The 21,187-nt window shown below is 56.3% G+C and carries 19 protein-coding genes and 1 tRNA gene; 11 read left to right on the plus strand and 9 right to left on the minus strand.

Going from position 1 to position 21,187, the window contains the following annotated elements:
* Positions 1 to 68: 68 nt before the first annotated feature.
* From MED193_RS04235 to MED193_RS04245, 3 genes are all read left to right on the plus strand, one after another.
* Entirely contained in the window at positions 69 to 1,364 is a 1,296-nt protein-coding gene (locus MED193_RS04235; protein ID WP_009808407.1) for a DUF2235 domain-containing protein, read from the plus strand.
* A gap of 46 nt (positions 1,365 to 1,410) precedes the next feature.
* Positions 1,411 to 1,484 (plus strand) — tRNA-Gly (locus MED193_RS04240).
* 176 nt (positions 1,485 to 1,660) lie between these two features.
* Complete coding sequence (locus MED193_RS04245; RefSeq protein ID WP_039965876.1) at positions 1,661 to 2,143, plus strand: thioesterase family protein; 483 nt, start codon at positions 1,661 to 1,663, stop codon at positions 2,141 to 2,143.
* 39 nt (positions 2,144 to 2,182) lie between these two features.
* Here MED193_RS04245 and pgl read toward each other — a convergent pair whose 3' ends face one another.
* Positions 2,183 to 2,854, minus strand: coding sequence for a 6-phosphogluconolactonase (gene pgl / locus MED193_RS04250; RefSeq protein ID WP_009808409.1), 672 nt, complete (start codon positions 2,852 to 2,854; stop codon positions 2,183 to 2,185).
* Positions 2,851 to 4,341, minus strand: a complete 1,491-nt coding sequence (gene zwf / locus MED193_RS04255) for a glucose-6-phosphate dehydrogenase (RefSeq protein WP_009808410.1) — start codon at positions 4,339 to 4,341, stop codon at positions 2,851 to 2,853. The genes pgl and zwf overlap by 4 nt, the downstream gene beginning before the upstream one ends.
* A 146-nt stretch (positions 4,342 to 4,487) precedes the next feature.
* On the opposite strand from zwf, the gene MED193_RS04260 reads away from it, so the two are divergent.
* Positions 4,488 to 5,441, plus strand: coding sequence for a radical SAM protein (locus MED193_RS04260; protein WP_009808411.1), 954 nt, complete (start codon positions 4,488 to 4,490; stop codon positions 5,439 to 5,441).
* Positions 5,442 to 5,526: 85 nt separating this feature from the next.
* Here the strand turns inward: MED193_RS04260 and MED193_RS04265 are convergent, their stop codons facing one another.
* The gene (locus MED193_RS04265; protein WP_009808412.1) at positions 5,527 to 5,796 is read right to left on the minus strand and encodes an usg protein; all 270 of its coding nucleotides are present in this window, start codon (positions 5,794 to 5,796) and stop codon (positions 5,527 to 5,529) included.
* A gap of 205 nt (positions 5,797 to 6,001) precedes the next feature.
* Between MED193_RS04265 and gyrA the strand changes: the two genes are divergently transcribed.
* Positions 6,002 to 8,749 carry a DNA gyrase subunit A gene (gene gyrA, locus MED193_RS04270; protein ID WP_009808413.1) on the plus strand — a complete coding sequence of 916 codons (2,748 nt, stop codon included), beginning with the start codon at positions 6,002 to 6,004 and terminating at the stop codon, positions 8,747 to 8,749.
* A gap of 30 nt (positions 8,750 to 8,779) precedes the next feature.
* Here the strand turns inward: gyrA and MED193_RS04275 are convergent, their stop codons facing one another.
* Positions 8,780 to 10,402, minus strand: coding sequence for a DUF4034 domain-containing protein (locus MED193_RS04275; RefSeq protein ID WP_009808414.1), 1,623 nt, complete (start codon positions 10,400 to 10,402; stop codon positions 8,780 to 8,782).
* A gap of 162 nt (positions 10,403 to 10,564) precedes the next feature.
* Here MED193_RS04275 and MED193_RS04280 point away from each other — a divergent pair, with 162 nt between their 5' ends.
* On the plus strand, positions 10,565 to 10,915 hold the full coding sequence (locus MED193_RS04280) for a DUF6614 family protein (RefSeq protein WP_009808415.1): 351 nt from the start codon (positions 10,565 to 10,567) through the stop codon (positions 10,913 to 10,915).
* 71 nt (positions 10,916 to 10,986) lie between these two features.
* On the opposite strand, the gene MED193_RS04285 is transcribed toward MED193_RS04280, so the two are convergent.
* The 3 genes from MED193_RS04285 to MED193_RS04295 all read right to left on the minus strand — a co-directional run bounded on the left by MED193_RS04285 (position 10,987) and on the right by MED193_RS04295 (position 14,476).
* Positions 10,987 to 12,456 (minus strand): carboxypeptidase M32, encoded by a 1,470-nt coding sequence (locus MED193_RS04285; protein WP_009808416.1) that lies wholly within the window; start codon positions 12,454 to 12,456, stop codon positions 10,987 to 10,989.
* Positions 12,457 to 12,460: 4 nt separating this feature from the next.
* Positions 12,461 to 13,609, minus strand: a complete 1,149-nt coding sequence (gene ctaA, locus MED193_RS04290; protein WP_039966628.1) for a heme A synthase — start codon at positions 13,607 to 13,609, stop codon at positions 12,461 to 12,463.
* Between the two features lie 84 nt (positions 13,610 to 13,693).
* Complete coding sequence (locus MED193_RS04295; RefSeq protein WP_009808418.1) at positions 13,694 to 14,476, minus strand: RNA methyltransferase; 783 nt, start codon at positions 14,474 to 14,476, stop codon at positions 13,694 to 13,696.
* Positions 14,477 to 14,662: 186 nt separating this feature from the next.
* On the opposite strand from MED193_RS04295, the gene MED193_RS04300 reads away from it, so the two are divergent.
* Positions 14,663 to 15,295, plus strand: a complete 633-nt coding sequence (locus tag MED193_RS04300; protein ID WP_009808419.1) for a thiamine phosphate synthase — start codon at positions 14,663 to 14,665, stop codon at positions 15,293 to 15,295.
* An 81-nt stretch (positions 15,296 to 15,376) separates the two neighbouring features.
* Here the strand turns inward: MED193_RS04300 and MED193_RS04305 are convergent, their stop codons facing one another.
* Positions 15,377 to 16,483, minus strand: a complete 1,107-nt coding sequence (locus MED193_RS04305) for a HupE/UreJ family protein (RefSeq protein WP_009808420.1) — start codon at positions 16,481 to 16,483, stop codon at positions 15,377 to 15,379.
* A gap of 34 nt (positions 16,484 to 16,517) precedes the next feature.
* Here MED193_RS04305 and MED193_RS04310 point away from each other — a divergent pair, with 34 nt between their 5' ends.
* The 4 genes from MED193_RS04310 (at position 16,518) to MED193_RS04325 (ending at position 20,074) form a co-directional block, all read left to right on the plus strand.
* The gene (locus MED193_RS04310; protein ID WP_009808421.1) at positions 16,518 to 17,351 is read left to right on the plus strand and encodes a DUF4198 domain-containing protein; all 834 of its coding nucleotides are present in this window, start codon (positions 16,518 to 16,520) and stop codon (positions 17,349 to 17,351) included.
* A 75-nt stretch (positions 17,352 to 17,426) separates the two neighbouring features.
* Positions 17,427 to 18,368: a PfkB family carbohydrate kinase gene (locus MED193_RS04315; RefSeq protein ID WP_009808422.1), complete on the plus strand. Its 942-nt coding sequence runs from the start codon at positions 17,427 to 17,429 to the stop codon at positions 18,366 to 18,368.
* Positions 18,365 to 19,279 carry a pseudouridine-5'-phosphate glycosidase gene (locus tag MED193_RS04320; protein WP_009808423.1) on the plus strand — a complete coding sequence of 305 codons (915 nt, stop codon included), beginning with the start codon at positions 18,365 to 18,367 and terminating at the stop codon, positions 19,277 to 19,279. The genes MED193_RS04315 and MED193_RS04320 overlap by 4 nt, the downstream gene beginning before the upstream one ends.
* 99 nt (positions 19,280 to 19,378) lie before the next feature.
* Positions 19,379 to 20,074 carry a DUF502 domain-containing protein gene (locus tag MED193_RS04325; RefSeq protein WP_009808424.1) on the plus strand — a complete coding sequence of 232 codons (696 nt, stop codon included), beginning with the start codon at positions 19,379 to 19,381 and terminating at the stop codon, positions 20,072 to 20,074.
* Between the two features lie 91 nt (positions 20,075 to 20,165).
* Here MED193_RS04325 and MED193_RS04330 read toward each other — a convergent pair whose 3' ends face one another.
* Positions 20,166 to 20,939 carry a 3-hydroxybutyrate dehydrogenase gene (locus MED193_RS04330; protein ID WP_009808425.1) on the minus strand — a complete coding sequence of 258 codons (774 nt, stop codon included), beginning with the start codon at positions 20,937 to 20,939 and terminating at the stop codon, positions 20,166 to 20,168.
* Positions 20,940 to 21,187 lie beyond the last annotated feature (248 nt).

The following is a 21,187-nucleotide window of genomic DNA, read 5'->3' on the forward strand; positions in this document are numbered from 1 at the left end:
CAGCTATAAGTTGCGTAAAATTTGGCATCTTGCTAGCCTTTCTGGTATTATTCCAGAAAGGCTTTTTCATGTCGCGCAAGATCATTCTCTGCTTTGACGGCACGGGTAACGAAATCGGTGTCACTAAAACCAATGTTCTCAAACTTTACAAAGGGCTGCGAGACGATCGTAGCCAACTGAAACACTACGTGCCTGGCATTGGGACGCTCGAAGGTCCGAAGCTGGTGAACTCCGCGCTAGTGCGCAACACGCGCTCGCTCTTGGGGCTGGCCTTTGGCCGGGGGCTAGAGAACGATGTACTGGGAGCCTATTCCTTCCTGTGCAAAAACTATCGAGACGGGCTTGGGGCCGGTCACCATGGGCGCGACAGGATCTATATATTTGGATTTTCGCGAGGTGCCTATGCGGCACGGGTCCTGGCCGGTTTCATCTATAACTTCGGCCTCCTTAAGCCTGAACGGCTACACCTAGTGGCAGAGGTTTTTCGAGCCTATCGCCAAGTCACTGAGACAGAGCGCGGCCCTGATGACAGCGTCACCTTTGCAAAACTGCGCGCCTATGGGGAAGTTCTGCGCCCAAAGGTAAGCGTCCCTATCCGGGCCCTTGGGCTCTTTGATACCGTCGCTTCGATGGTTCGTTTTCACAAACCGCTGAAAACACTATGGGAAACCGGATCAATTATAGAATTGGGAACCCATGCGAATGTGGTCGAGAACCCCTCTATCCGAATTGTCCTGCAAGCTCTGGCGGTGGACGAAAGGCGGAGCATGTTCCGCCCCCTGCTCTGGCAGGGAACAGACTATTATCCGAACCGGTTCCCGCATGAACCAAACCGGCGCACACAGTATTTAAAACAGCGCTGGTTCTCAGGGTTTCACAGTGACATCGGGGGCAGTACTGGCGCCAATGCTGAGATCGGCAAGCTCACGCTCAGCTGGATGCTTGACGCGCTGGCACAGGCAGAACTGAAGGCAGATCAGGAAGACGCCCTCGCTAAGGGGCGCAAACTAAAAATGACCAAAGGATTTGTCCTCAACGCCAAGTTTAAACGTGAAAACCTATGCCTGCCCCTGCCCCATATGCCGCCCAAGTTAACCTCCAAGTGGCATAATCCCTATGCCATGGCACCCATACACCCCTCAATGTCGATGGGGTGGATGCCGCTTGAGTATATGATCCCCAAAACTCGCGCGCGGCGGGAATGGCCCCACCCCAAGTCTGGTTTACCCTGGTATCTTCCCCAGCAAGAGCCGCGCAATATTCCAACTGACCACGAAATCGATGACAGCGTCTTTTCGCGCATGGCAGGCCATGCCACCTATCGCCCAATTAATGTACTCGAACGCCGCAAAGACCAAAGTTGATCTCTTGACCTTTCCAAAGGGCCACAATAGATCAAGGCGCAACAGAGCGGGTATGGTGAAAAGGTATCACGGCAGCTTCCCAAGCTTTAGTTACGAGTTCGATTCTCGTTACCCGCTCCACGACCGAATACCTTTTGAAAACGTGTATGGACCCTATACAGCAGAGTCAGGTTCAGTCCCCTTTGGGTGGATTTGGATCGGTGTGAAAACCATCTCAACGGAAATTCTATCATACGACGTCACGATAGGGGTTTGGCCTCTTGCCTTTGGACCTGTGGGCAGTCTAGGCGATAACAATGGATTTACGTTTTCTTACTCCGCTCGGCCCTGACGAACAGCGAGCTCAGGGGCTTGAACAGCCCAAACCCATGGCCCTGGCGGACCGGGTCCGGTTTTCAGAGCTCGACATTCTGCAACACGTCAATAACAAAGCCTATATGGGTTGGTTTGAAACCGCTCGGGTCTCCTATTTTGACAGGCTGTGTGCCAAACATTTTGACAGACAGTCTGCACCACGCACTGTTTTGCGGAACGCAAATGTACATTACATTCAGGAGATGGTGCTAGATGAGGCCTATATCGCCACCGCGCGCTGCATCACATTTCGCAACACATCCTATGTAATGGAACAACAGATCTGGTCTGCAGGGCGGCTGCGCGCAACCCTTGAAGCTGTGATGGTGTTACGCAGTCCCGACGGCGCCTCTGGCTATCCCCTGCCTGGGAGCCTGAAACGTCAGTTCACTACAGTGGATGGGGCTGTTCCGGCGGAAGGTTAACCCGCCAAGAACTTGTAAACAAAAGGGTAAGGAGAAGAATTAAGGCGCCCAATGCACCGTCATCTCGCTCAGGACTGCTTGAATAGGCGCCTGTTCCGGCGGCAAGGAAAGCGCCTTATCCAAGGCCTTTTTCTTGGCTTCGCCATAGATCACCAGATGTTTGGACAGGGCCCCGTCGAGAACCGGCGCTGATAGGCTGATGCGGGGCTCTGGCTGGCTATCGGGGCGCAGCACTGCCAGGATGGGCGCATCGGCAGCCAGGGCCTGCTGCAACCCGGCGACGCCAGGAAACAAAGAGGCCGTATGCATATCCTCCCCCATGCCGAGCAGAACAACCGAAAGCGGCAGTTTGGGGCTAATCTGGCTTTCGACCTCAGCCAGTACTTCTTCTGGTTCTCTGGCGGGGACATGAAACGGCAAGAAATGTGCCACTGCCGCCCGGTCGGTCAACAGACGTTCGCGGATTAAGCGCGCGTTGGAGCGCTCGCTTTCCATTGGCACCCAGCGTTCATCCGTTGCCATGACATGCACCCGGCTCCAATCCAGGTTCGCTGCACATAGATCATCAAAGATCGGCGCAGGCGAGGTTCCACCAGCCACTGCAAGCGCCGCCGTATCATGATGAAGAAGATGCATCTCCAAATCCCCAGCGATCGCGCTGGCCACATCAATGGCCAACATGTCTCTATCGGGGTATTCGCTAATTTTCATGGATTTATCCCTCTCCATTCACGTTGATCGCGACGCAGTAACAGATCTGCATCCCCTGGGCCGACACTGCCGCTTTCATAGGGTTTGGGGACATCACCACGGGCTTGCAAACCGGCAATAATCGGGTCGGTCCAGCCCCAGGCAGCTTCAACCTCATCGCCGCGCATGAACAGGGTCTGGTTGCCGCGGACCACGTCCATAATCAGCCTTTCATAGGCGTCAGCCGCTTCGCTTCCCTTCGGGCCAAGCGCCTCAGCAAAGCTCATATCCAAGGGCACATCCATCAGGCGCATCCCTCCTGGACCCGGCTCCTTGATGGTCACACTCAGGGTGATGCCCTCATTGGGTTGCAGGCGGATCTTCAGATGGTTGGCATGGCGCCCGGCTTCTTCGCCAAAGATCGAATGGGGGGCATCTTTGAACATCACATTGATCACCGAAGAACGCGCCTTAAGCCGTTTACCCGTGCGCAGATAAAACGGCGTTCCTGCCCAACGCCAGTTGCTGATATGAGCCTTAAGCGCGATGTAGCTTTCGGTGCTTGAACGTTGATTTCCGACAGTTTCCCTGTAGTTGAGGTCACGACCCACCGCTCCGGAAGCCGGGGCATATTGGCCGCGTACGATGTGATAGGGTTCCACTGGATCAAGGGCGCGGATGACCTTTAATTTTTCGTCGCGCACCGCGTCGGGGTCAAATTTGGCCGGCGGTTCCATCGCGATCAAACACAAGAGCTGCATCAGGTGGTTCTGCATCATATCGCGCATGGCACCGGAGCGCTCATAGTAGTCTTCGCGCCCCAAAACACCGACGGTTTCCGCCACCGTGATCTGGATATGATCCACATACTGACTGTTCCAAAGTGGTTCAAACAGCATATTCCCGAAACGCACAGCCATCAGGTTTTGCACGGTTTCCTTGCCCAGATAGTGATCAATTCGGTAAATCTGCCCCTCGTCAAAATGTCCGGCCAGGGTTCGGTTCAGATCCCGCGCCGAAGCCAGGTCATGGCCAAAGGGCTTTTCGACAACTATGCGCGTTGCCGCATTGGTCAAGCCATGGCTGTGCAAGCGCTCCGCCAAGGGGCCAAACAGGCTGGGGCCGACGGAAAAATAATAAACCTGCACCCGCAGTTCGGAGCCAGACTGCTCTTGTCCGTCTGACAGTGCTGCGCTCAACGCGCGCCAACCGGCCGCGCCATTGCCATCCAGCGATATGTAAGAAACAAGCTGCAGAAACTGGACCAGTTTCTCGTCCTCGATTGCCGTCGTGCCGAGGTTCTTCTTCAGGCTTTGCGCCAGGTTCTGGCGGTAGTCATCCAGACTGAAGGCGGAGCGCGCCGCGCCGATAATGCGGGTGCCATGCGGGATCTGTCCCGCACAAAAGCGGCGAAACAGCGCTGGCAGGATCTTGCGCTGCGCCAGATCGCCGGTTGCCCCAAATACCACCAGATCGAAAGGTGCGACCGGAATGACACGAGATACCATCTTGTTTTCCAACTTCCTTTGATGACCGTGGCCCATTTCAAGCCTAGGGCCATCACTTCCCTGTCATAAAGACCTGTGGCGGCTTTTCATTTTCCATCATTATAAGCTAGCTTCCAGCGAAAGAAACTGTCCGAGAGTGTTTAAGCGTGAAAGATCTAACTGCTCCAACCGCCAATATCGGGAAATTCAAAGACAGTCATGTGACAGCGGATGGCTCAGAACGCGCTAGCGTAGCGCTCAGCAATCCAGAAACCCTATGGTTCAACACAGGCACGCTTTGCAATATCGAATGCGAAAACTGCTACATCCTAAGCTCACCCACCAATGACGCGCTGGTCTATCTGACCGAACCCGAGGTGCGTCTGTATCTGGACCAAATCACCGAGCGCGGCTGGCCAATCCGGGAGATTGGTTTTACCGGTGGCGAGCCTTTTATGAATCCTGAAGTGATCGCCATGACCCGAACCGCACTGGAACGCGGCTTTGAGGTCTTGATCCTGACCAATGCGATGCTCCCGATGATGCGAAAATCGATGCGTGCGGGTCTAGAAGAGCTGGAGGCCGCCTACCCCGGCAAAATGACCTTGCGGGTCTCTTTGGATCATTTCGCTCCAGAGCATCACGACGCCGAACGTGGCCTGGGCAGTTTCGACAAGTCTATTCAAGGCATGCGCTGGCTGCGCGACGCAGGCATCAAAATGGCAGTGGCGGGCCGCAGCCTGTGGGGAGAGAGCCAAGACCAGAGCCGCGACGGTTTTGCTGCCCTATATGAAAAGCATGGCTTTGATATTGACGCCCAGAACCCTGGTTCCACGGTGTTATTTCCAGAAATGGACGAAAACGTCGAAGTTCCAGAAATCACCACCGCCTGCTGGGGAATTCTAGATAAATCCCCGAATGACGTGATGTGTTCTTCCTCCCGTATGGTGGTCAAACGCAAGGGGGCTGCGGCGCCGGTGGTGCTTGCCTGCACTTTGCTCCCCTATTCGCCAGAGTTCGAACTAGGAGAGACCCTAGCCGACGCAGAGGCGGACGTCCGGCTGAACCATGCGCATTGCGCCAAGTTCTGCGTTCTGGGTGGCGCCAGCTGTTCGGCCTGAGCCACGCTACCCGCCTTGGAACTCCATCGACCTGTGCAACATTTCCCGCTCACCAGCCCTGTGCCGGTATCTGTGTTGCGCGCGCTCAGTGCAGGTTCAAGATGCCTTTTACATTGCGCCATTCGCCCGGGCTGATCATCTTGCGATGGGTAAACCGCACGGAATGCAGCGGCCCGTCCAGCTCGCGCTGCCAGAACTCAACAAATTTGAACAGCCGTTCGTGGTCTGGTGCCAGGTCGTAGTCTTGCCAGACATAGGTGTTTAATACATGAGAATAATCGGGCATGTGGTAGGTGAATTCGGCAGTGGTCAACCCATAGCCCTTGAGCATCATTTCGGTACTGCTCATCTCCATCTGTGGCCTCCTTTAAAGAGCCCCCCAGATATAGCGTAGCCTGAAATTGGTTAATCACCTGCAAATCCAGATCCCACACAAAGAAAGCCACGGAAAAATCAGGCAAAACCAGCGCAAAACCGGCAGTTTGCTTGCGCCCTATACACCCTCTCTGATAGGGTGTTCCAACAAGATATAGACCCATAGAAAAGAACGGGCAGCCAACGTGACAGATACGCCGGAAACTCCTGAAAACGCTGACGAAAACTTTCCTCAGCGCGCCACTTATGATGGCCCCACGGTCTCCATCGAAGCGGAAATGAAGACCTCCTATCTGGACTATGCAATGTCCGTCATTGTCAGCCGGGCCATTCCCGACCTGCGTGATGGTTTGAAACCGGTGCACCGTCGCATCCTCTACGCAATGCACGAGACCGGAAACAGTCACGACAAGAGCTACCGCAAATCGGCCCGTCCTGTGGGCGATGTCATGGGTAAATACCACCCCCATGGCGACAGCGCGATCTATGATGCCCTGGTGCGTATGGCGCAGGATTTCTCTATGTCACTGCCGCTTCTGGATGGTCAGGGCAACTTTGGCTCGATGGATGGCGATAACGCTGCGGCGATGCGCTATACCGAAGTGCGCATGGATAAACCCGCTGCGTTTATGCTGAACGATATCGAAAAAGAGACGGTTGATTTTCAGGATAACTACGACGGCAAGGACCGCGAGCCTACGGTTCTGCCTGCCCGGTTCCCAAATATGCTGGTCAATGGTGCGGGTGGCATTGCCGTAGGCATGGCCACCAATATTCCGCCCCACAACCTGGGCGAGGTGATCGACGCAACATTGGCGCTGATTGAAGATCCTGATCTGACCAGCGAACAGCTGATTGACTATGTCCCTGGCCCTGATTTCCCCACGGGTGCCATCATGCTGGGCCGCTCTGGAGCGCGCAAAGCCTATCTGGAGGGGCGCGGCAGCGTCATCATTCGCTCCAAAACCCGTGTCGAAGAGATCCGTAAGGATCGCTATGCGATCGTGGTCGATGAGGTTCCTTATCAGGTCAACAAGGCCGCGATGATCGAAAAGATCGCTGAACAGGTGCGCGAGAAAAAGATCGAAGGCGTCGCCCATGTGCAGGATGAATCCGACCGCAACGGCGTTCGCGTGGTGGTCGAGCTGAAACGCGATGCCACGCCTGAAGTGGTCCTGAACCAGCTGTTCCGCTTTACCCCGATGCAGACCTATTTTGGCTGTAATATGCTGGCGCTGAATGGCGGCCGCCCAGAACAGCTGACACTGCGACGCTTCCTCACGTCCTTTATTGATTTCCGCGAAGACGTGGTCGCCCGCCGCACCGCCTACCTGCTACGTAAGGCCCGCGAGCGCAGTCATATTCTGTGTGGTTTGGCCGTGGCCGTTACCAATATCGACGAGATCGTCGCCACTATTCGTCAATCCGCTGATGCCGCTGAGGCCCGCGAAAAGCTGATGACCCGGCGCTGGCCTGCCCAGCCGATCCTGCAGTATATCGCGCTGATCGACGATCCGACCCATACTGCAAATGAGGACGGCACCTACAACCTGTCAGAAACCCAGGCCCGTGCAATTCTGGAACTCCGCCTACAGCGACTGACCCAGATCGGCGTCAAAGAAGTTACCGATGAGCTGGAAGAGCTTGCAGGTAAGATCAAGGAATACCTTGAAATTTTGTCCTCGCGGGAACGCATCATGGGGATCATCTGTGATGAGCTGCGTGAGGTGCGTGACCAGTTTGCCGTGCCCCGCCGCACCGAGATCGTCGACTGGTCCGGCGACATGGATGACGAAGACCTGATTGAACGCGAAGACATGGTCGTCACCGTGACCTCTGGCGGCTATATCAAACGGACGCCGCTGGTTGATTTTCGCGCTCAAAAGCGTGGCGGCAAGGGCATTTCTGGGATGCAGACCAAGGAAGAGGATGTTGTCACCAACCTCTTTGTGGCCAATACCCACACCCAGCTCTTGTTCTTCACCACCGATGGGATGGTTTACAAACTGAAAACCTGGCGCCTGCCGCAGTCCAGCCGGACAGGCAAGGGCAAGGCCATTGTCAATATCCTGCCAATCCCTGTCGGAGTCTCGATTGCCGCCATAATGCCCGTGGATCGCCCCGATGACGAATGGGCGGACCTGCAAATCGTCTTTGCTACCTCTGCCGGAACTGTGCGCCGCAACCGGTTGTCAGACTTCACAAATGTGAAGTCCAACGGCAAGATCGCGATGAAGTTCGAAGAAGATCACGCCGATACAAAGCTGATCAATGCCCGCATCTGCTCTGAAGACGACGATGTGATGCTGGTAACCAGCACCGGTCGTGCTATTCGCTTCCCAACGACCGATGTGCGCGTTTTCAACAGCCGCAATTCGGTTGGGGTACGCGGGATCAAACTGAGTGAGGGGGCCGAAGTGGTCTCCATGTCGGTGATCCGTCACTTTGACGCCGAACCCTGGGAGCGCAGCGCCTTTATCAAGCGGTTCCGTTCTGAATTGGGCAGTGATGTTTCCGAGGACGACGCAGTAGCTGAGGTTGCGGAAGAGATCGAAGAAGGTGCACTGAGCGAGGAACGGTATCAAGAAATGCTCGCAGCCAACGATCTGCTGGTGACCATCAACAAACCCGGCGCGGGCAATCTAACCTCGGCCCATGATTACCGGGTGAGCGGCCGTGGCGGCCAGGGCGTTGGTGCCATGAAAGGCGGCGAAATTGTCGCCACCTTCCCCGTTGAGCTGGGTGATCAGATCATGCTTGCGACCTCCAAGGGCCAATCAATCCGGGTGCCGGTTGATGGCATCTCTTTCCGCTCACGGTCCGCTGGCGGCGTGCGTGTCTTTAACACCGGCAAAGGCGAAGAGGTGGTTTCAGTCGCCTGGATCGCCGAAAGCGGCGAAGACGACGAAACCGCCGTGGTGAGCGAAGAGTAACCCGCGATAAAAACAAGCGATTGGCCGGCGTCATTCAACTGCCGGCCAATGCGCCTGCGGATCATAAGACAGATCGACCTCAACCGGTTGAAAGGCCAGATCTTCTGGGCTTAACCCGTTGAGAAAATCACAGTTCTGATCGGCCTGCGCAGTTTTCAACTGCGGCGCAAAGGATGCAAAATCCTCCTCAGCGCAATATCCCCGGCCACCGTTTTCCGCACAGACCTGCTCCAGACGAAGATAGGCGCGCAGGAATGGGCAATGCAAAAGCTCACTACGATCCAAATGGGTTGCATCGCCCTTTTCAGGCCGGTCTCCCTTGTGATCGTGCAGCCTTACAACCCCTCGAAACCGATACCATTGCTTCGCTTTACGGGCCATGAAGCGATAGAGGGCATGATCCTCAAAGCCAGAATAGACGATACCGTTGACGAGAAACTGATCGCCTAAGAAAATATTGAGAGGGCTATCGTTGCCGAATTTGTGCTTTGCAACCTGCTCCCAGTTTTGTCCAGAAAAGGGGGAAGCAATAAGACGTCGGAAAGCAAAATCCACTGCCAGCTGTTCCTGAAGATCATAAAGCGCTGCAGGAGCATATTCAGTCGATCTGTTTTTGATTTGATACCGGACCCAGCTCTCAGCAAGTTTCATTAAGGACTGATTAAACGGATCATGCCGTAGCCCCTCCTTCACCTCATCAATCTTCAATACCGCGATTTCTTCTTCTAGAGACCGACCGCCCAACCGAGTTTTAAAGGCCATGTCAAAGTTCTGAACAACCTGAGGTCTCCACCAGGCCTGCTCCAGAATGGTTTCGCGCGCAAACGCGATGTCTTCATCCGTACGATTATGGCTATCGCTTTGATCCGTCATCCTAATGGCGCGGCTCAGATCAAACTCAGGGTCCTTCGCCGCTGCGGCCTGCATTGTCTGGCGCAGATCATAACTTTTTGAAAAATAATACCTTTTCAGTCCAAAATAGCGGCAGCGAAACAGCATGTCGGGACCAGCACTGGGGATCAGCGGCGCGTAGCTTTGGCATAGTTGCTCAATCATTGCCGCAGTGCCGCCATAGCCCTGATGGGCCATACCCAGCGACCTGCGCAGGCTGCCCCAGTTCGGCTGCTGTATCATAACCCTGTCGAGGGTCTCGAGGATCTCGGTCTTGTCACGCGAGGTGACGCTTTGGTTCAGCAGCGCATCAGAGGCGGGAATAAAGTCTGCGTCCAGTTCCAGGGCACGACGCGCATGGGCAATGGCCTGCTGGATCATGTTGTGGTGCACCGCCAGGGCCTGTGGATGCACATATTTGGCATAGGCTTCCCCGCGAATATCCCAGGCGCCCAGGCTGAGAGAAAAACTGCGCGCCGAATGGGCAAAGGCAGAGCTTGGCTCTGCGTCGACCCAGCGTTCAACAAACGAGACCATGCGCGGATCGGAGGCCTCAAAAACTGACATCAACCGTCGCAGTTTGAAAAAATCTTCACTCTCGACCAGGGGCTGCGCACGCTCCGCGCTCAGCTTGCTTTCCAAACTGGCATAATCGCCAGCGTAGGCCAGTACACGGATCTCGCTGCGCGTCAGCTCAGCGGCGTTCACCGAAGACTGAAATGCAAAAAGCGACAGAACCGCGGTGGCAAAGAACCTCTTCATTGCAAATACCTCTCTCAAAATGAGTGTGCATCCTGCGGAAACTCCCGCTAAAGGAGAGCAAAATTGTGGCATCTGGATGTAAAATCCGGGTTTTAACGAAAGCGAAGGCTTTTTCGCCTAGCAAGGAGATCAAAAGCCCACGAAATTCGCCAGGATCTGCTTATGAACCTCTATCACTGCGCCATCGACATCCATAACGAAGCCAAAGCCCTGGCCTTTGCCGGAGCGGTTGATCAATGGATGGCCTATCTGAAAGAGCGTGGCGTGGTACAGGGACACCGGTTGCTACGGCGCAAGTTGAACCTTGCCAGCGACAGCTGCAAAGACTTTCTTCTTGAGATAGAGTTTGAGAATATGACCCAGCTGGATCAAGCATTTAGGGTCTTGGGCGAGGATGACGAGGAAGTGGCGCGGCTCTATCGCAATGTGAACACGCTGATTGCCCACGCAGAATTTGGTCTGTTCCGCCCCTTCCCAGATCCGGAACGCGCCGAACGTATGGCGTTGATCTAAACGAAGGCAGACCACGCAAGAAGAAGGCCAGGCAATTGCCCGGCCTTTTGTCGTTTCACAGGCAGGGTATTTTACAGCCCATAAAGGCCGGTGAATTTTTCCTCAAGGTAGCTCATCAATGGCGCCGGGCTGGGCGCAGTCCCTGCGGCACGTTCAATGGTTTCTATCGGACTGCGCAAACCACCGTGCTGCTGCAGATTTTGACGCAGCCATTGCGTGGCCGAACTGGTGTTTCCTGACGCCAGTTCCGAATCCAGATCCGGCAGATCCTTGCGCATCTTCTGGTTCAGACATCCCGCATAGACATTGCCCAGGGTATAGGTCGGGAAATAGCCAAACAGCCCAACAGACCAATGTACATCCTGCAAGCAGCCATTTGACGGCTTGTCGACGCTATAGCCAAAGTCCGCCTCAAAACGGTCATTCCAAGCGGCTTCCAGATCGCCTACCTCAAGATCGTCGGCCATCAGCGCACGCTCTAGGTCGAACCGCAGCATGATATGCAGGTTATATTGCAGTTCGTCGGCTTCGGTGCGGATATAGCCTTTGTGCACGGTGTTGACCGCCTTGTAGAACTCATCCGCCGAGGCAATGCCAAAATCACCAAAGCTGTCGCGCATCTCCCCATATAGCCAGCTGGTGAAGGCAGCGCTGCGCCCAATCTGGTTTTCATAGATCCGGCTTTGGCTTTCATGCACCCCCATAGAGACACCACGCCCCAGCGGGGTCAGCAGATAATCCCGGCTGATGCCCTGCTCATAGGCCGCGTGACCGACCTCGTGAATGGTGGAGTAAAAGCAGTTGAACGGATCCTGCGCGCTGGTGCGGGTGGTGATACGAACATCCAAGCCACTGCCAGAACTAAAGGGATGCACCGCCTTGTCTACGCGGCCATGGCTCATGTCGTAGCCAAAGGCCTTGGCCAGCTTGCGCGTCAGCTTCATCTGCGCGCCCTCATCAAAGCTGCCTTCAAGCGTTTTTTGGGCGGGCCGGTCCAAAACCCGCGCCCGCAGATCCACAAGGCCGGGGCGCATGGCATCAAAGGTTGCGGCAATTTCCGCAGCGCTGGTGCCGTGCTCATAGTCCTCTATCATGGCGTCATAGACATCGCCGCCGGCGGCCAAGGCTTGCCCCTCTTCGCGTTTCAGCGCGACAACCTCTTGCAATACCGGCAAAAAGGCGGCCACGTCTTCGTCGCCCCGCGCGGCGGCCCATTTGCCCTGCGCCTCGGAGGTCACTTGGGCCAGACGACGCGCCAGATCAGCAGGCACTTTGACACTGCGCTCATGGGCGCGCTTGATCTCTCGCAACTGCGCCGCACCAACCGCATCCGGGGCCTCGGCCTCGGCCAGCCATTCAGCCACCTGCGGCGAAGAGCGGCGCGCGTGTAAAACGGCTTCAATCGCTGCCATTTCTTCGCCACGCTGCGGAGCTGCGCCACGTGGCATCATGGTCTCCTGATCCCAGCCCAGCCGTCCAGCGATCTGGCCCAGCGCCTGGGTATCACGCTCATAGGCCATCAAAGTGTCAAAAATGCTCATGGGATCAATGGTCCTTAATCGAGGTTGATATGGGATAGGCCGCCAAGAACCGCGCCCGTAGGATTGCGACCCAGAGGCCCACTGCCACCAATTGGTGCAAGATAGCCGCCTGCCAAGGCGCGCCATAGAGAACGGTAATGATGCCCAAAAGGATCTGCAGGCACAAAATCGCAAAACTCAAGGAAAAGGCACTGCGGGTCAGCGGATGCGCCGATGTGCGTCCTTTGAGCCAAACAACAACGCCAAAGCCCAGCAGAAGATAACCGCAGACCCGGTGGATAAACTGCACAAGGCCAGGGTTCTCAAAAAAGTTCCTCCAGACGGGCTCAAACATTAGCGGGTTGGGTGGGATCACTTGGCCACCCATCAGGGGCCAATCAGTATAGGACCGCCCCGCATCAATGCCGGCAACCAATGCGCCGAGCAGGATTTGCAAAAAGGCAAAGTGCAGCAATCCGGTTGCGAGACCAAAGATCTTTGTCTCCTTTGCACGGCGCGCCTGCATCAAATCGCGTTCCGAGCGGCCCAACTGGAGGATGTACCAGGCGATGACGCCCAGAATGACAAAAGCCAAACCCAAATGGGTCGCCAACCGATATGAGGCGACGGAAGTCATTCCCTCACCTTGGGTGACACCGGAAGAGACCATCCACCAGCCGATCGCGCCCTGAACACCGCCCAGCATTCCGGGCAAAGCAAGCCGCAATGTCCAACCCGTCGGGATCTTTCGGGTGATGAGAAAGCCAAGGAATCCAACCGCCCATATCAAGCCCATAAAGCGGCCCAGCTGTCGGTGCCCCCATTCCCACCAATAGATTGTTTTGAAATCAGCCATCTCCATCCACTGATTCTCGATACGCCACTGGTCAATCTGTTTGTATTTGTCGAATTCAGACTGCCATTCCACCTCCGACATGGGGGGCACCGCGCCGGTGACAGGACGCCATTCGGTGATCGACAGGCCGGAATCCGTCAGCCGGGTCAAACCGCCAACCACGATCATCGCGACCACCAGAGCGAAAAGCATCATCAACCAGGCCCGAATAGCGCCGCGCGCGCCATTGCGCCCACGATCAATCATGCCCGGAGTGGCGGTTGCGACGGCTTCGGGTTTGTCGCCCGACACCTCTTCAAAAATGCTGCGCTTGCTCATGCTTGCCTCATATAGAACTGGGGCCAAGCTAGGCAGGCTGGCGGTGAAGGTCCAGAGCATGCCCGCCGATAAGGGCCCGAGATGTCATTTTTCTGTGGATGGGTCCGCCTCGCCTTGGGCGGGGTCGTCCTTATGGCGCCAGCGCACCATCTGCCGCATAACCCCATGCAGCATCTGCACATCCGCCCGGGTCAGTGGCAGGCGGCTGAACATATTGCGAAACACCACTTTCATCCCTGCAGCCTTGGTCGCGGGAAAGAAGAACCCCGCCTCATCCAGACGGTCTTCATAGTGGCGGACCAGGGCCTCGACATCGCGTCCCGTCGCCCAGTCGGTTTTCCCCAGATCGATGGCCTCGTCTACCACGTCCTGGGTTTGGCGTTGCCATTCATAGGCCGTCAGCAACACACATTGCCCCAAGTTCAAAGAGGCAAAATCAGGGTTTACTGGCACCGAGATAATCGCATTGGCGCGGGCGATATCTTCGTTTTCCAGCCCTGCGCGTTCCGGCCCGAACAGGACCGCAACCTTTTCGCCAGTTTTGATTTTTTGCGCCGCCAGCTTCATCGCAGCCTCTGGGCTATAGACCGGTTTGACCAATTCTCGAGGGCGCGCAGTGGTGGCAAACACAAAGGAACAATCTTCCAGCGCCTCGGGCAGATCTTGGGCCAAGATCGCCTCGTCCAGCAGACGCCCAGCGCCAGAGGCCATTGCAACGGCCTTTGGATTTGGCCAGCCATCGCGCGGCGATACGATGCGCATGCGATCAAGGCCAAAATTCCACATGGCACGGGCCGCCGCACCGATGTTTTCCCCCATCTGCGGACGGACCAGGACAAAGGCAGGTTGTGGCGTTGGACTAGGCATTATGTTCTCCGCTAAAGACCGCTTTGCTGTAGTCGTCAGACCGCCAATGAGCAACCCAAATGCGCAGGCCGTCCCCCCGTCACACGGGGGGACGCGTTGGATTTAGGATCATAGCGACCGCCAAACCTTGCACTTGGCCATAAAACCGCTAAAACCCGTGCTCTAATGAGAACAGGAGTGACCTGCATGGACAACGCCGCAGAAGCCCCCGAAGCCCCGCAGATCTACCTGATCTCCCCGCCCAGCTTTGAGTTGGGGCGTTACCCAGACATGCTGGCACGGGTCTTGGACAGCACCGAGATTTCCTGCCTGAGGCTTAATATGGCAAGCCGGGACGAAGACACCCTGAGCCGCGCCGGCGATGCCCTACGCGAGGTCTGCCATGCCCGCGACGTTGCCATTGTGATCAGTGACCACCAGATCCTGGCCGAACGCCTGGGTTTGGACGGGGTGCATCTAAACGATGCCTCCAAATCTGTGCGCACCGCACGCAAGGCCCTGGGGCCGGATGCGATTGTTGGCAGCTTCTGTGGTGCTTCGCGCCATGATGGTATTAGCGCTGGGGAGGCCGGCGCAGATTACGTAAGTTTTGGCCCTGTGGGCACCTCAGGTCTGGGGGACGGTGCCGTCGCCGAGACCGAACTGTTTGAATGGTGGTCACAAATGATCGAGGTGCCGGTAGTGGCAGAAGGCGGCCTCACCGAGGATCTGATCCGCACTGTCGCGCCCTTTACGGACTTCTTTGGCCTTGGCGAAGAAATCTGGAATACGGAAGATCCCGTTGCAACCCTAAACCGGTTCATGGCGGCGATGCGATAGCCAGACGCATAACAAGAGTTTCATGGCAAAGGTGCAGGATCTTCCTCCTGCGCCTTTTCTTTTGACGACTTGTTCTATTGCCTAGCCGAAAACCCGCTCGTAGAACCAGTAGCTTCCAACCAGTGCGATGGTCACTGAGGCAGGAATAGCCACCCGACCACGATATTTTGGATGTTTGCCAAACCAATACCCAAGGGCGCCATAGGCCAAGGCGATCACCGTCAGTTGACCCAACTCAACCCCAACATTAAAGCCAAGCAAGGCTGGAATGACTTGGTCCTGCGGCAGACCGAACTCCCCCAGTACCGAGGCGAAGCCAAGCCCATGCAGCAGCCCAAAGGCAAACACCACCACAGGGCGCCAAAGGTGTAGGCGACGGGAGAAAATATTCTCTACCGCGACAAAAACAATCGAGGCAGCAATCAACGGCTCTACCAGGGCGGCATTCACAGTGACCACCCCCAATGCTCCCAGGCCCAGGGTGATGCTATGAGCCACCGTAAAGGTGGTCACCTGCCACAAGAGTGGCGCCAACCGGGTGCTAAGGAAGAACAGCCCCAGGACGAATAGAATATGATCCAAGCCCTTGGGCAGGATGTGATCGAACCCGACGGGAAGGTAGCTTTGAAACACCTCCCATGAGCTTTGCACAGCACCTCCCTTTAGGCCGATAGCCGGAGAGCGCCCTCCTCCCAAGAGGTAGCCTGTGTAGGGTTGCGGTACGCCATTCTGGCGCAACACCACCGCCCCAGATCGGTCTGGCCAGGCGAGACGCAGATAGAGCGCGGTCTCGGGCAGCGCCCCCGTCAACTCCAACACTGAACTCCGCGGCAGGCTGGCATCACCAACGGGCGGAATTGTTATCTTTTCTAGCTTTAGGGGCACAGGGCCGCCCGCCTCAACCTGTACCTCCTCAAGCCAGTCTTCGACAAACAGGCGCACCATGGGGTCCAGCTCACTTTGGGACATCTGGCGTAACAGGTCGTAGTCGGCAGAACGGGCGCTGCTATCGGTATCACTGCGCTCATCCAGGTCAATTCCGGCGACAAAAGCCTCGACATTCATCTGCAAGCTCAGTGCCAACTGGCCATTAGAAACTTCGAAATCGGCAATCGTCGGCGTGACCTCATGAGCACGCCCTGAAAGGGGAAGCCACAGCAGGAGGCTTGACACCAAAGAAAGGATCATCACCCTGAGGCAACCTAATTTAGAAGTCACAGATATGCTCAACCTTTTGTTCCGCCCTTTTGTTTTCCTGCATTTCTGCCTTGCTTCCCTATTGGTGCCTGTGCAACCGGCGCTCTCCCACGAGTTTTGGATTGAGCCAGAAAAATATCAAGTAGATTCCGACGGCTCGCTTAAGGCCGGACTGAGAAACGGCCAGCTGTTCAAAGGCGCCCGCCTGCCCTATTTCAACCACCGTATTCGCCGCTTTGAAACCGTCCAGAATGACAATGTCACCCCCTATGCGGGCCGAATGGGTGATATGCCTGCCCTGGTCATCGAGAACCTGACCTCGGGGTTGTTGGTCGCGCTGCATGAAACCACCCCCGATCTGATCACCTATGAAAACTGGGAGAAATTTGCCAGTTTTGCCCAGACCCAGGGGTTTGACGACATCCAAAACAGACATAATGCGCGTGGTCTGCCTAAGAGCAATTTTGGAGAACATTACACCCGCCACGCCAAGCTGCTGGTTTCAGTCGATCACGGGGAAGGCTCAGACCGTGCCTTTGGGCTGGAGACTGAGTTTGTAGCTTTGCAGAATCCCTACACTCTCGCGGTGCCTGAAGCTGACTCCCCTGCATTATTGCCGGTACAACTGTATTACAAAGGTCAGCCAAGACCTCATGCCCAGGTGGAGGTTTTTGAACGCAGCCCCAACGACACAGTGCAAAGACGCCTGTTGCGCACCGATGCAACCGGGATTGTTCCAATCCCTGTGCGCGCCCAGCACCGCTACCTCCTGAATTCCGTGGTGCTGCGCCCCCTAGAGGACAACGCGAATGCAGTTTGGGAAACGCTCTGGGCCTCGTTGGTTTTTGCTATTCCATAGACCCAGAGGAAGCCAATCATTGCGTTTTTCCGCTTGCCGCTTGCGAGGCACGATAAAAGGCGCAATAGAGTTGCCATGACACAAGAGAAGCCCACCGCCACAAGCGCCTCGACTGAGGTCTCCCCGCAAGTCCTTTGCATCGGATCCGTTCTATGGGACATCATTGGCCGCAGTCCGGCTGAAATGCGCAGGGGATCGGATGTGCCTGGACGCATCACCCGTCTTCCGGGCGGCGTGGCAATGAATATTGCCATGACTCTGGCACGTTTTGGGCTCAAACCCGATCTCTTGAGCGCGGTCGGGCGCGACCCCGAGGGAACCGAACTGATCGCTGCCTGCGCCCGTCTGGGCTGCGGCACTGCGCATCTATACCGCTCCGAAGATCTCCCCACCGATCGTTACATGGCCGTGGAAGGGGGCAACGGGCTGATCGCGGCGATCGCCGATGCCCATTCGCTGGAGGCCGCCGGCGAAAAGATTCTGCGCCCATTAATCGATGGCACCCTTGGCTCGCGCCAAGCACCCTATGAGGGCGCAATCGCCCTGGATGGCAATCTGACCCTGTCTTTACTGGGTGATATCGCCACTGATCCCGCCTTTGCCAAGGCTCATCTGCATGTGGCGCCGGCCTCACCAGGCAAGGCGGAACGGCTGCGGCCCTTTTTGACTGCCACCCGTGGGACACTATATGTCAACCTCGAAGAGGCAGGCTTGCTCTGCCAGGATACCTTTACCAATAGCGAAACAGCAGCGAAGGCACTGATTGCCCGCGGCGCGGCGCGTGTTTTGGTAACTGATGGTGGGGCCTCTGCCAGCGAAGCCTGTATTTCCAGCGGAGTAGATGCGGTGATAACCCAGCAGCCACCACGGGTCACCGTGGCCCGCGTCACTGGCGCTGGCGATACCTTTATGGCCGCCCATATCGCCGCTGAAGCGCGCGGCGAAAATCGACAATCGGCTCTGGCCGCCGCCCTGCAGGCCGCAGCCAATTATGTTTCAGGAGAACCCCCACTGTGATCGACATCCAATACTCGGCAGAGGTCAGCGCCGCCAAAGAGACAGGCAGCGCTCTTGTCGCCCTGGAAAGCACCATCATCACCCACGGCATGCCCTTCCCACAGAATGTTGAAGTGGCCGCGCAGGTGGAGCAGGATATCCGCGATGCAGGCGCCACTCCGGCCACCATCGCGGTGATGGAGGGCATCCTACATGTTGGGCTCGAACCAGATCAGCTCCAGGCGCTGGGCCAAGCCCAAGGCGTTGCCAAAGTGTCACGCGCAGATATGCCAGCCTGTATCGCCATGGGAAAAACCGGTGCCACCACCGTGGCCGCCACCATGATCGCCGCGCGGCTTGCCGGGATTTCAGTCTTTGCCACCGGCGGCATCGGCGGCGTCCACAAGGGCGCCGAAACCAGCTTTGATATTTCCGCTGACCTTAGGGAACTGGCGCAAACACCAGTGACCGTAGTGGCCGCCGGCGCGAAGGCCATTCTGGACATCCCCAAAACCCTAGAAATTCTTGAAACCCAGGGGGTTCCGGTCATCTCTTATGGTCAGGACAGCTTCCCGGCCTTTTGGTCAGCTCAGTCTGAGCTGACCTCTCCTCTGCGCATGGACAAGGCCAGTGACATTGCCCGCGCCCAATTCACCCGCAGCGCCATGGGCCTGCCAGGTGGCCAGTTGATTGCAAACCCTATTCCGCAAGAATCCGAAATTGCAGCTGAAGTTCTTGCTCCGGTGATCGCCCAAGCCCAAAGCGAAGCCGATGCACAGGGAGTCAGCGGCAAAGATGTGACACCCTTCCTGCTGAAACGCATTTTTGAACTCACTGAAGGGCGCTCGCTCACCGCAAATATCGCTTTGGTGCGCAATAATGCGCGGCTTGCTGCGGAAATTGCCAAAGAAATGGCTGCTCTTAACTCTTGAGTGACTTTCCTTTGACTCTGGCATTGCCGATGGCGCGATCAGTACCTAGGTTCTGGCTAACGCAATGGACGTGATTGTCCTCATACCTGATTGAACCCGATGACCACACCCTTCGACGAAGACCCTGTTCGCCACCGTCCCGGTCTGTTTGCGCGGCTGCGCTCTTCTTTCTTTACTGGGATTGTGGTCATCGCACCGGTTGGGCTGACCATCTGGCTGCTCTGGACCGTGGTCGGCTGGGTTGACTCCGTGGTTTTACCTCTGGTGCCGCACACGATCTCCCCTGAACAATACATCGGCATCAATCTGCGCGGTATCGGGCTGATTTTCTTTTTGCTTTTCACCATTGTCATCGGTTGGATCGCCAAGGGGATCATTGGTCGCTCGCTGATCGGTTTTGCCGAAAACCTGGTCAACCGGATGCCTGTGGTGCGTACGATCTATTCTGGCATCAAACAGATCTCGGAAACGGTCTTTGCCCAGTCTGAACGGAGTTTTGAGAAAGCCTGCCTGATCCAATATCCCCGCCGGGGCATATGGGCCATCGGGTTTATTTCCACAACGGCCAAAGGCGAGGTCTCTGCACATGCCAACACCGGCAGTGCTTTGATGAGCGTTTTTCTTCCCACAACGCCAAATCCAACCTCAGGCTTTTTGCTCTTTGTGCCCCAGGATGATGTCATCGAATTGGACATGAGCGTTGAAGACGCTGCCAAATTGGTTATTTCAGCCGGGCTGGTCTATCCCAACCCCAGGGATCCCAGTACTCCTGAGCAGACAGACGCCGCATCCTAAGGATTGTGAGCCCTACACGAACACAAACAAAAAAGGGAAGGCGCTGGGCCTTCCCTTTTATTTTGTTCCGAGAGCAACTTCCTGAGATAAGTTAAAGCGCGGTCCAGCCACCATCGACGCTCAGTGTGGTGCCAGTAATTTGTGCGGCAGCATCCGAGCAGAAAAACACAGTGGACCCGCCCAGTTGTTCTACAGTGGCGAATTCGCGTGAGGGCTGGCGCTCCAACATCACCTGTTTGATCACCTCTTCGCGCGACATATTGTACTTCTCCATGGTATCCGGGATCTGCGCCTCCACCAGCGGGGTCAAAACATAACCCGGGCAAATAGCATTGCAGGTAATCGGCTCTTCTGCGGTTTCCAGGGCAACGGTCTTTGTCAGACCAACCACGCCATGTTTCGCCGCGACATAGGCCGATTTAAAAGGCGAAGCCGTCAACCCATGGGCGGAGGCAATGTTCACCACGCGGCCCCAGCCAGCTGCCCGCATCATAGGCAGCGCCACAGCTGTGGTATGAAATGCAGAGCTGAGATTGATCGCCAAAATGGCATCCCAGGTCTCTGCTGGGAATTCATCCACTGGGGCGACATGCTGAATGCCGGCGTTATTGACCAAGATATCGCAGCGCCCAGCCTCTTGGATCAATCCTCTGCAAGCTTCGCCTTTCGACATGTCGGCCTGAATGTATCGTGCCCCGACGCCAAACTCCTGCGCGATCTTGGATGCCAGTTCATGGTCCTCATCCCGGTTGGTAAAAGAGTTCAACACAACATCCGCCCCGGCCCGCGCCAATTCGCGAGCAATCCCAAGACCAATGCCCGAGTTGGATCCCGTGATCACAGCGGTTTTTCCCTGGAGCGTCATCTGTTGTTCCTTTTCTGAAAGCTGAGCAGTTTTACCGGTCCTTCTTGCCACGCAACCAAGGCAAAGGAAACGCGTAGGACTACGTAGCCTTAAACCCTGACATCCCAACGCCTAGGGCCGGACGGCTGGGGTCAAACGACCGTCAAAAAGCGCAGGATTTCGCCGAATAACAAAAGGAAAAGCTCGAAAAGCCAAAAAAAACGCCCGCGCAAGGCGGGCGTAAAGTTATTGAGGCAGGTTTCATACAG

Source organism: Roseobacter sp. MED193, from assembly GCF_000152965.1.
GTDB lineage: Bacteria > Pseudomonadota > Alphaproteobacteria > Rhodobacterales > Rhodobacteraceae > Pseudophaeobacter.

Excerpts from the sequence above, each read along its gene's own strand:
- MED193_RS04305 (WP_009808420.1), bottom strand. The coding sequence starts at position 16,483 with ATGATCCTTTCTTTGGTGTCAAGCCTCCTGCTGTGGCTTCCCCTTTCA.
- MED193_RS04275 (WP_009808414.1), bottom strand. The coding sequence starts at position 10,402 with ATGAAGAGGTTCTTTGCCACCGCGGTTCTGTCGCTTTTTGCATTTCAG.
- MED193_RS04295 (WP_009808418.1), bottom strand. The coding sequence starts at position 14,476 with ATGCCTAGTCCAACGCCACAACCTGCCTTTGTCCTGGTCCGTCCGCAG.
- zwf (WP_009808410.1), bottom strand. The coding sequence starts at position 4,341 with ATGGTATCTCGTGTCATTCCGGTCGCACCTTTCGATCTGGTGGTATTT.
- MED193_RS04325 (WP_009808424.1), top strand. The coding sequence starts at position 19,379 with ATGACCACACCCTTCGACGAAGACCCTGTTCGCCACCGTCCCGGTCTG.
- ctaA (WP_039966628.1), bottom strand. The coding sequence starts at position 13,609 with ATGAGCAAGCGCAGCATTTTTGAAGAGGTGTCGGGCGACAAACCCGAA.
- MED193_RS04285 (WP_009808416.1), bottom strand. The coding sequence starts at position 12,456 with ATGAGCATTTTTGACACTTTGATGGCCTATGAGCGTGATACCCAGGCG.
- pgl (WP_009808409.1), bottom strand. The coding sequence starts at position 2,854 with ATGAAAATTAGCGAATACCCCGATAGAGACATGTTGGCCATTGATGTG.
- MED193_RS04315 (WP_009808422.1), top strand. The coding sequence starts at position 17,427 with ATGACACAAGAGAAGCCCACCGCCACAAGCGCCTCGACTGAGGTCTCC.
- MED193_RS04245 (WP_039965876.1), top strand. The coding sequence starts at position 1,661 with ATGGATTTACGTTTTCTTACTCCGCTCGGCCCTGACGAACAGCGAGCT.
- MED193_RS04280 (WP_009808415.1), top strand. The coding sequence starts at position 10,565 with ATGAACCTCTATCACTGCGCCATCGACATCCATAACGAAGCCAAAGCC.
- MED193_RS04235 (WP_009808407.1), top strand. The coding sequence starts at position 69 with ATGTCGCGCAAGATCATTCTCTGCTTTGACGGCACGGGTAACGAAATC.
- MED193_RS04300 (WP_009808419.1), top strand. The coding sequence starts at position 14,663 with ATGGACAACGCCGCAGAAGCCCCCGAAGCCCCGCAGATCTACCTGATC.
- MED193_RS04265 (WP_009808412.1), bottom strand. The coding sequence starts at position 5,796 with ATGGAGATGAGCAGTACCGAAATGATGCTCAAGGGCTATGGGTTGACC.
- MED193_RS04310 (WP_009808421.1), top strand. The coding sequence starts at position 16,518 with ATGCTCAACCTTTTGTTCCGCCCTTTTGTTTTCCTGCATTTCTGCCTT.
- MED193_RS04330 (WP_009808425.1), bottom strand. The coding sequence starts at position 20,939 with ATGACGCTCCAGGGAAAAACCGCTGTGATCACGGGATCCAACTCGGGC.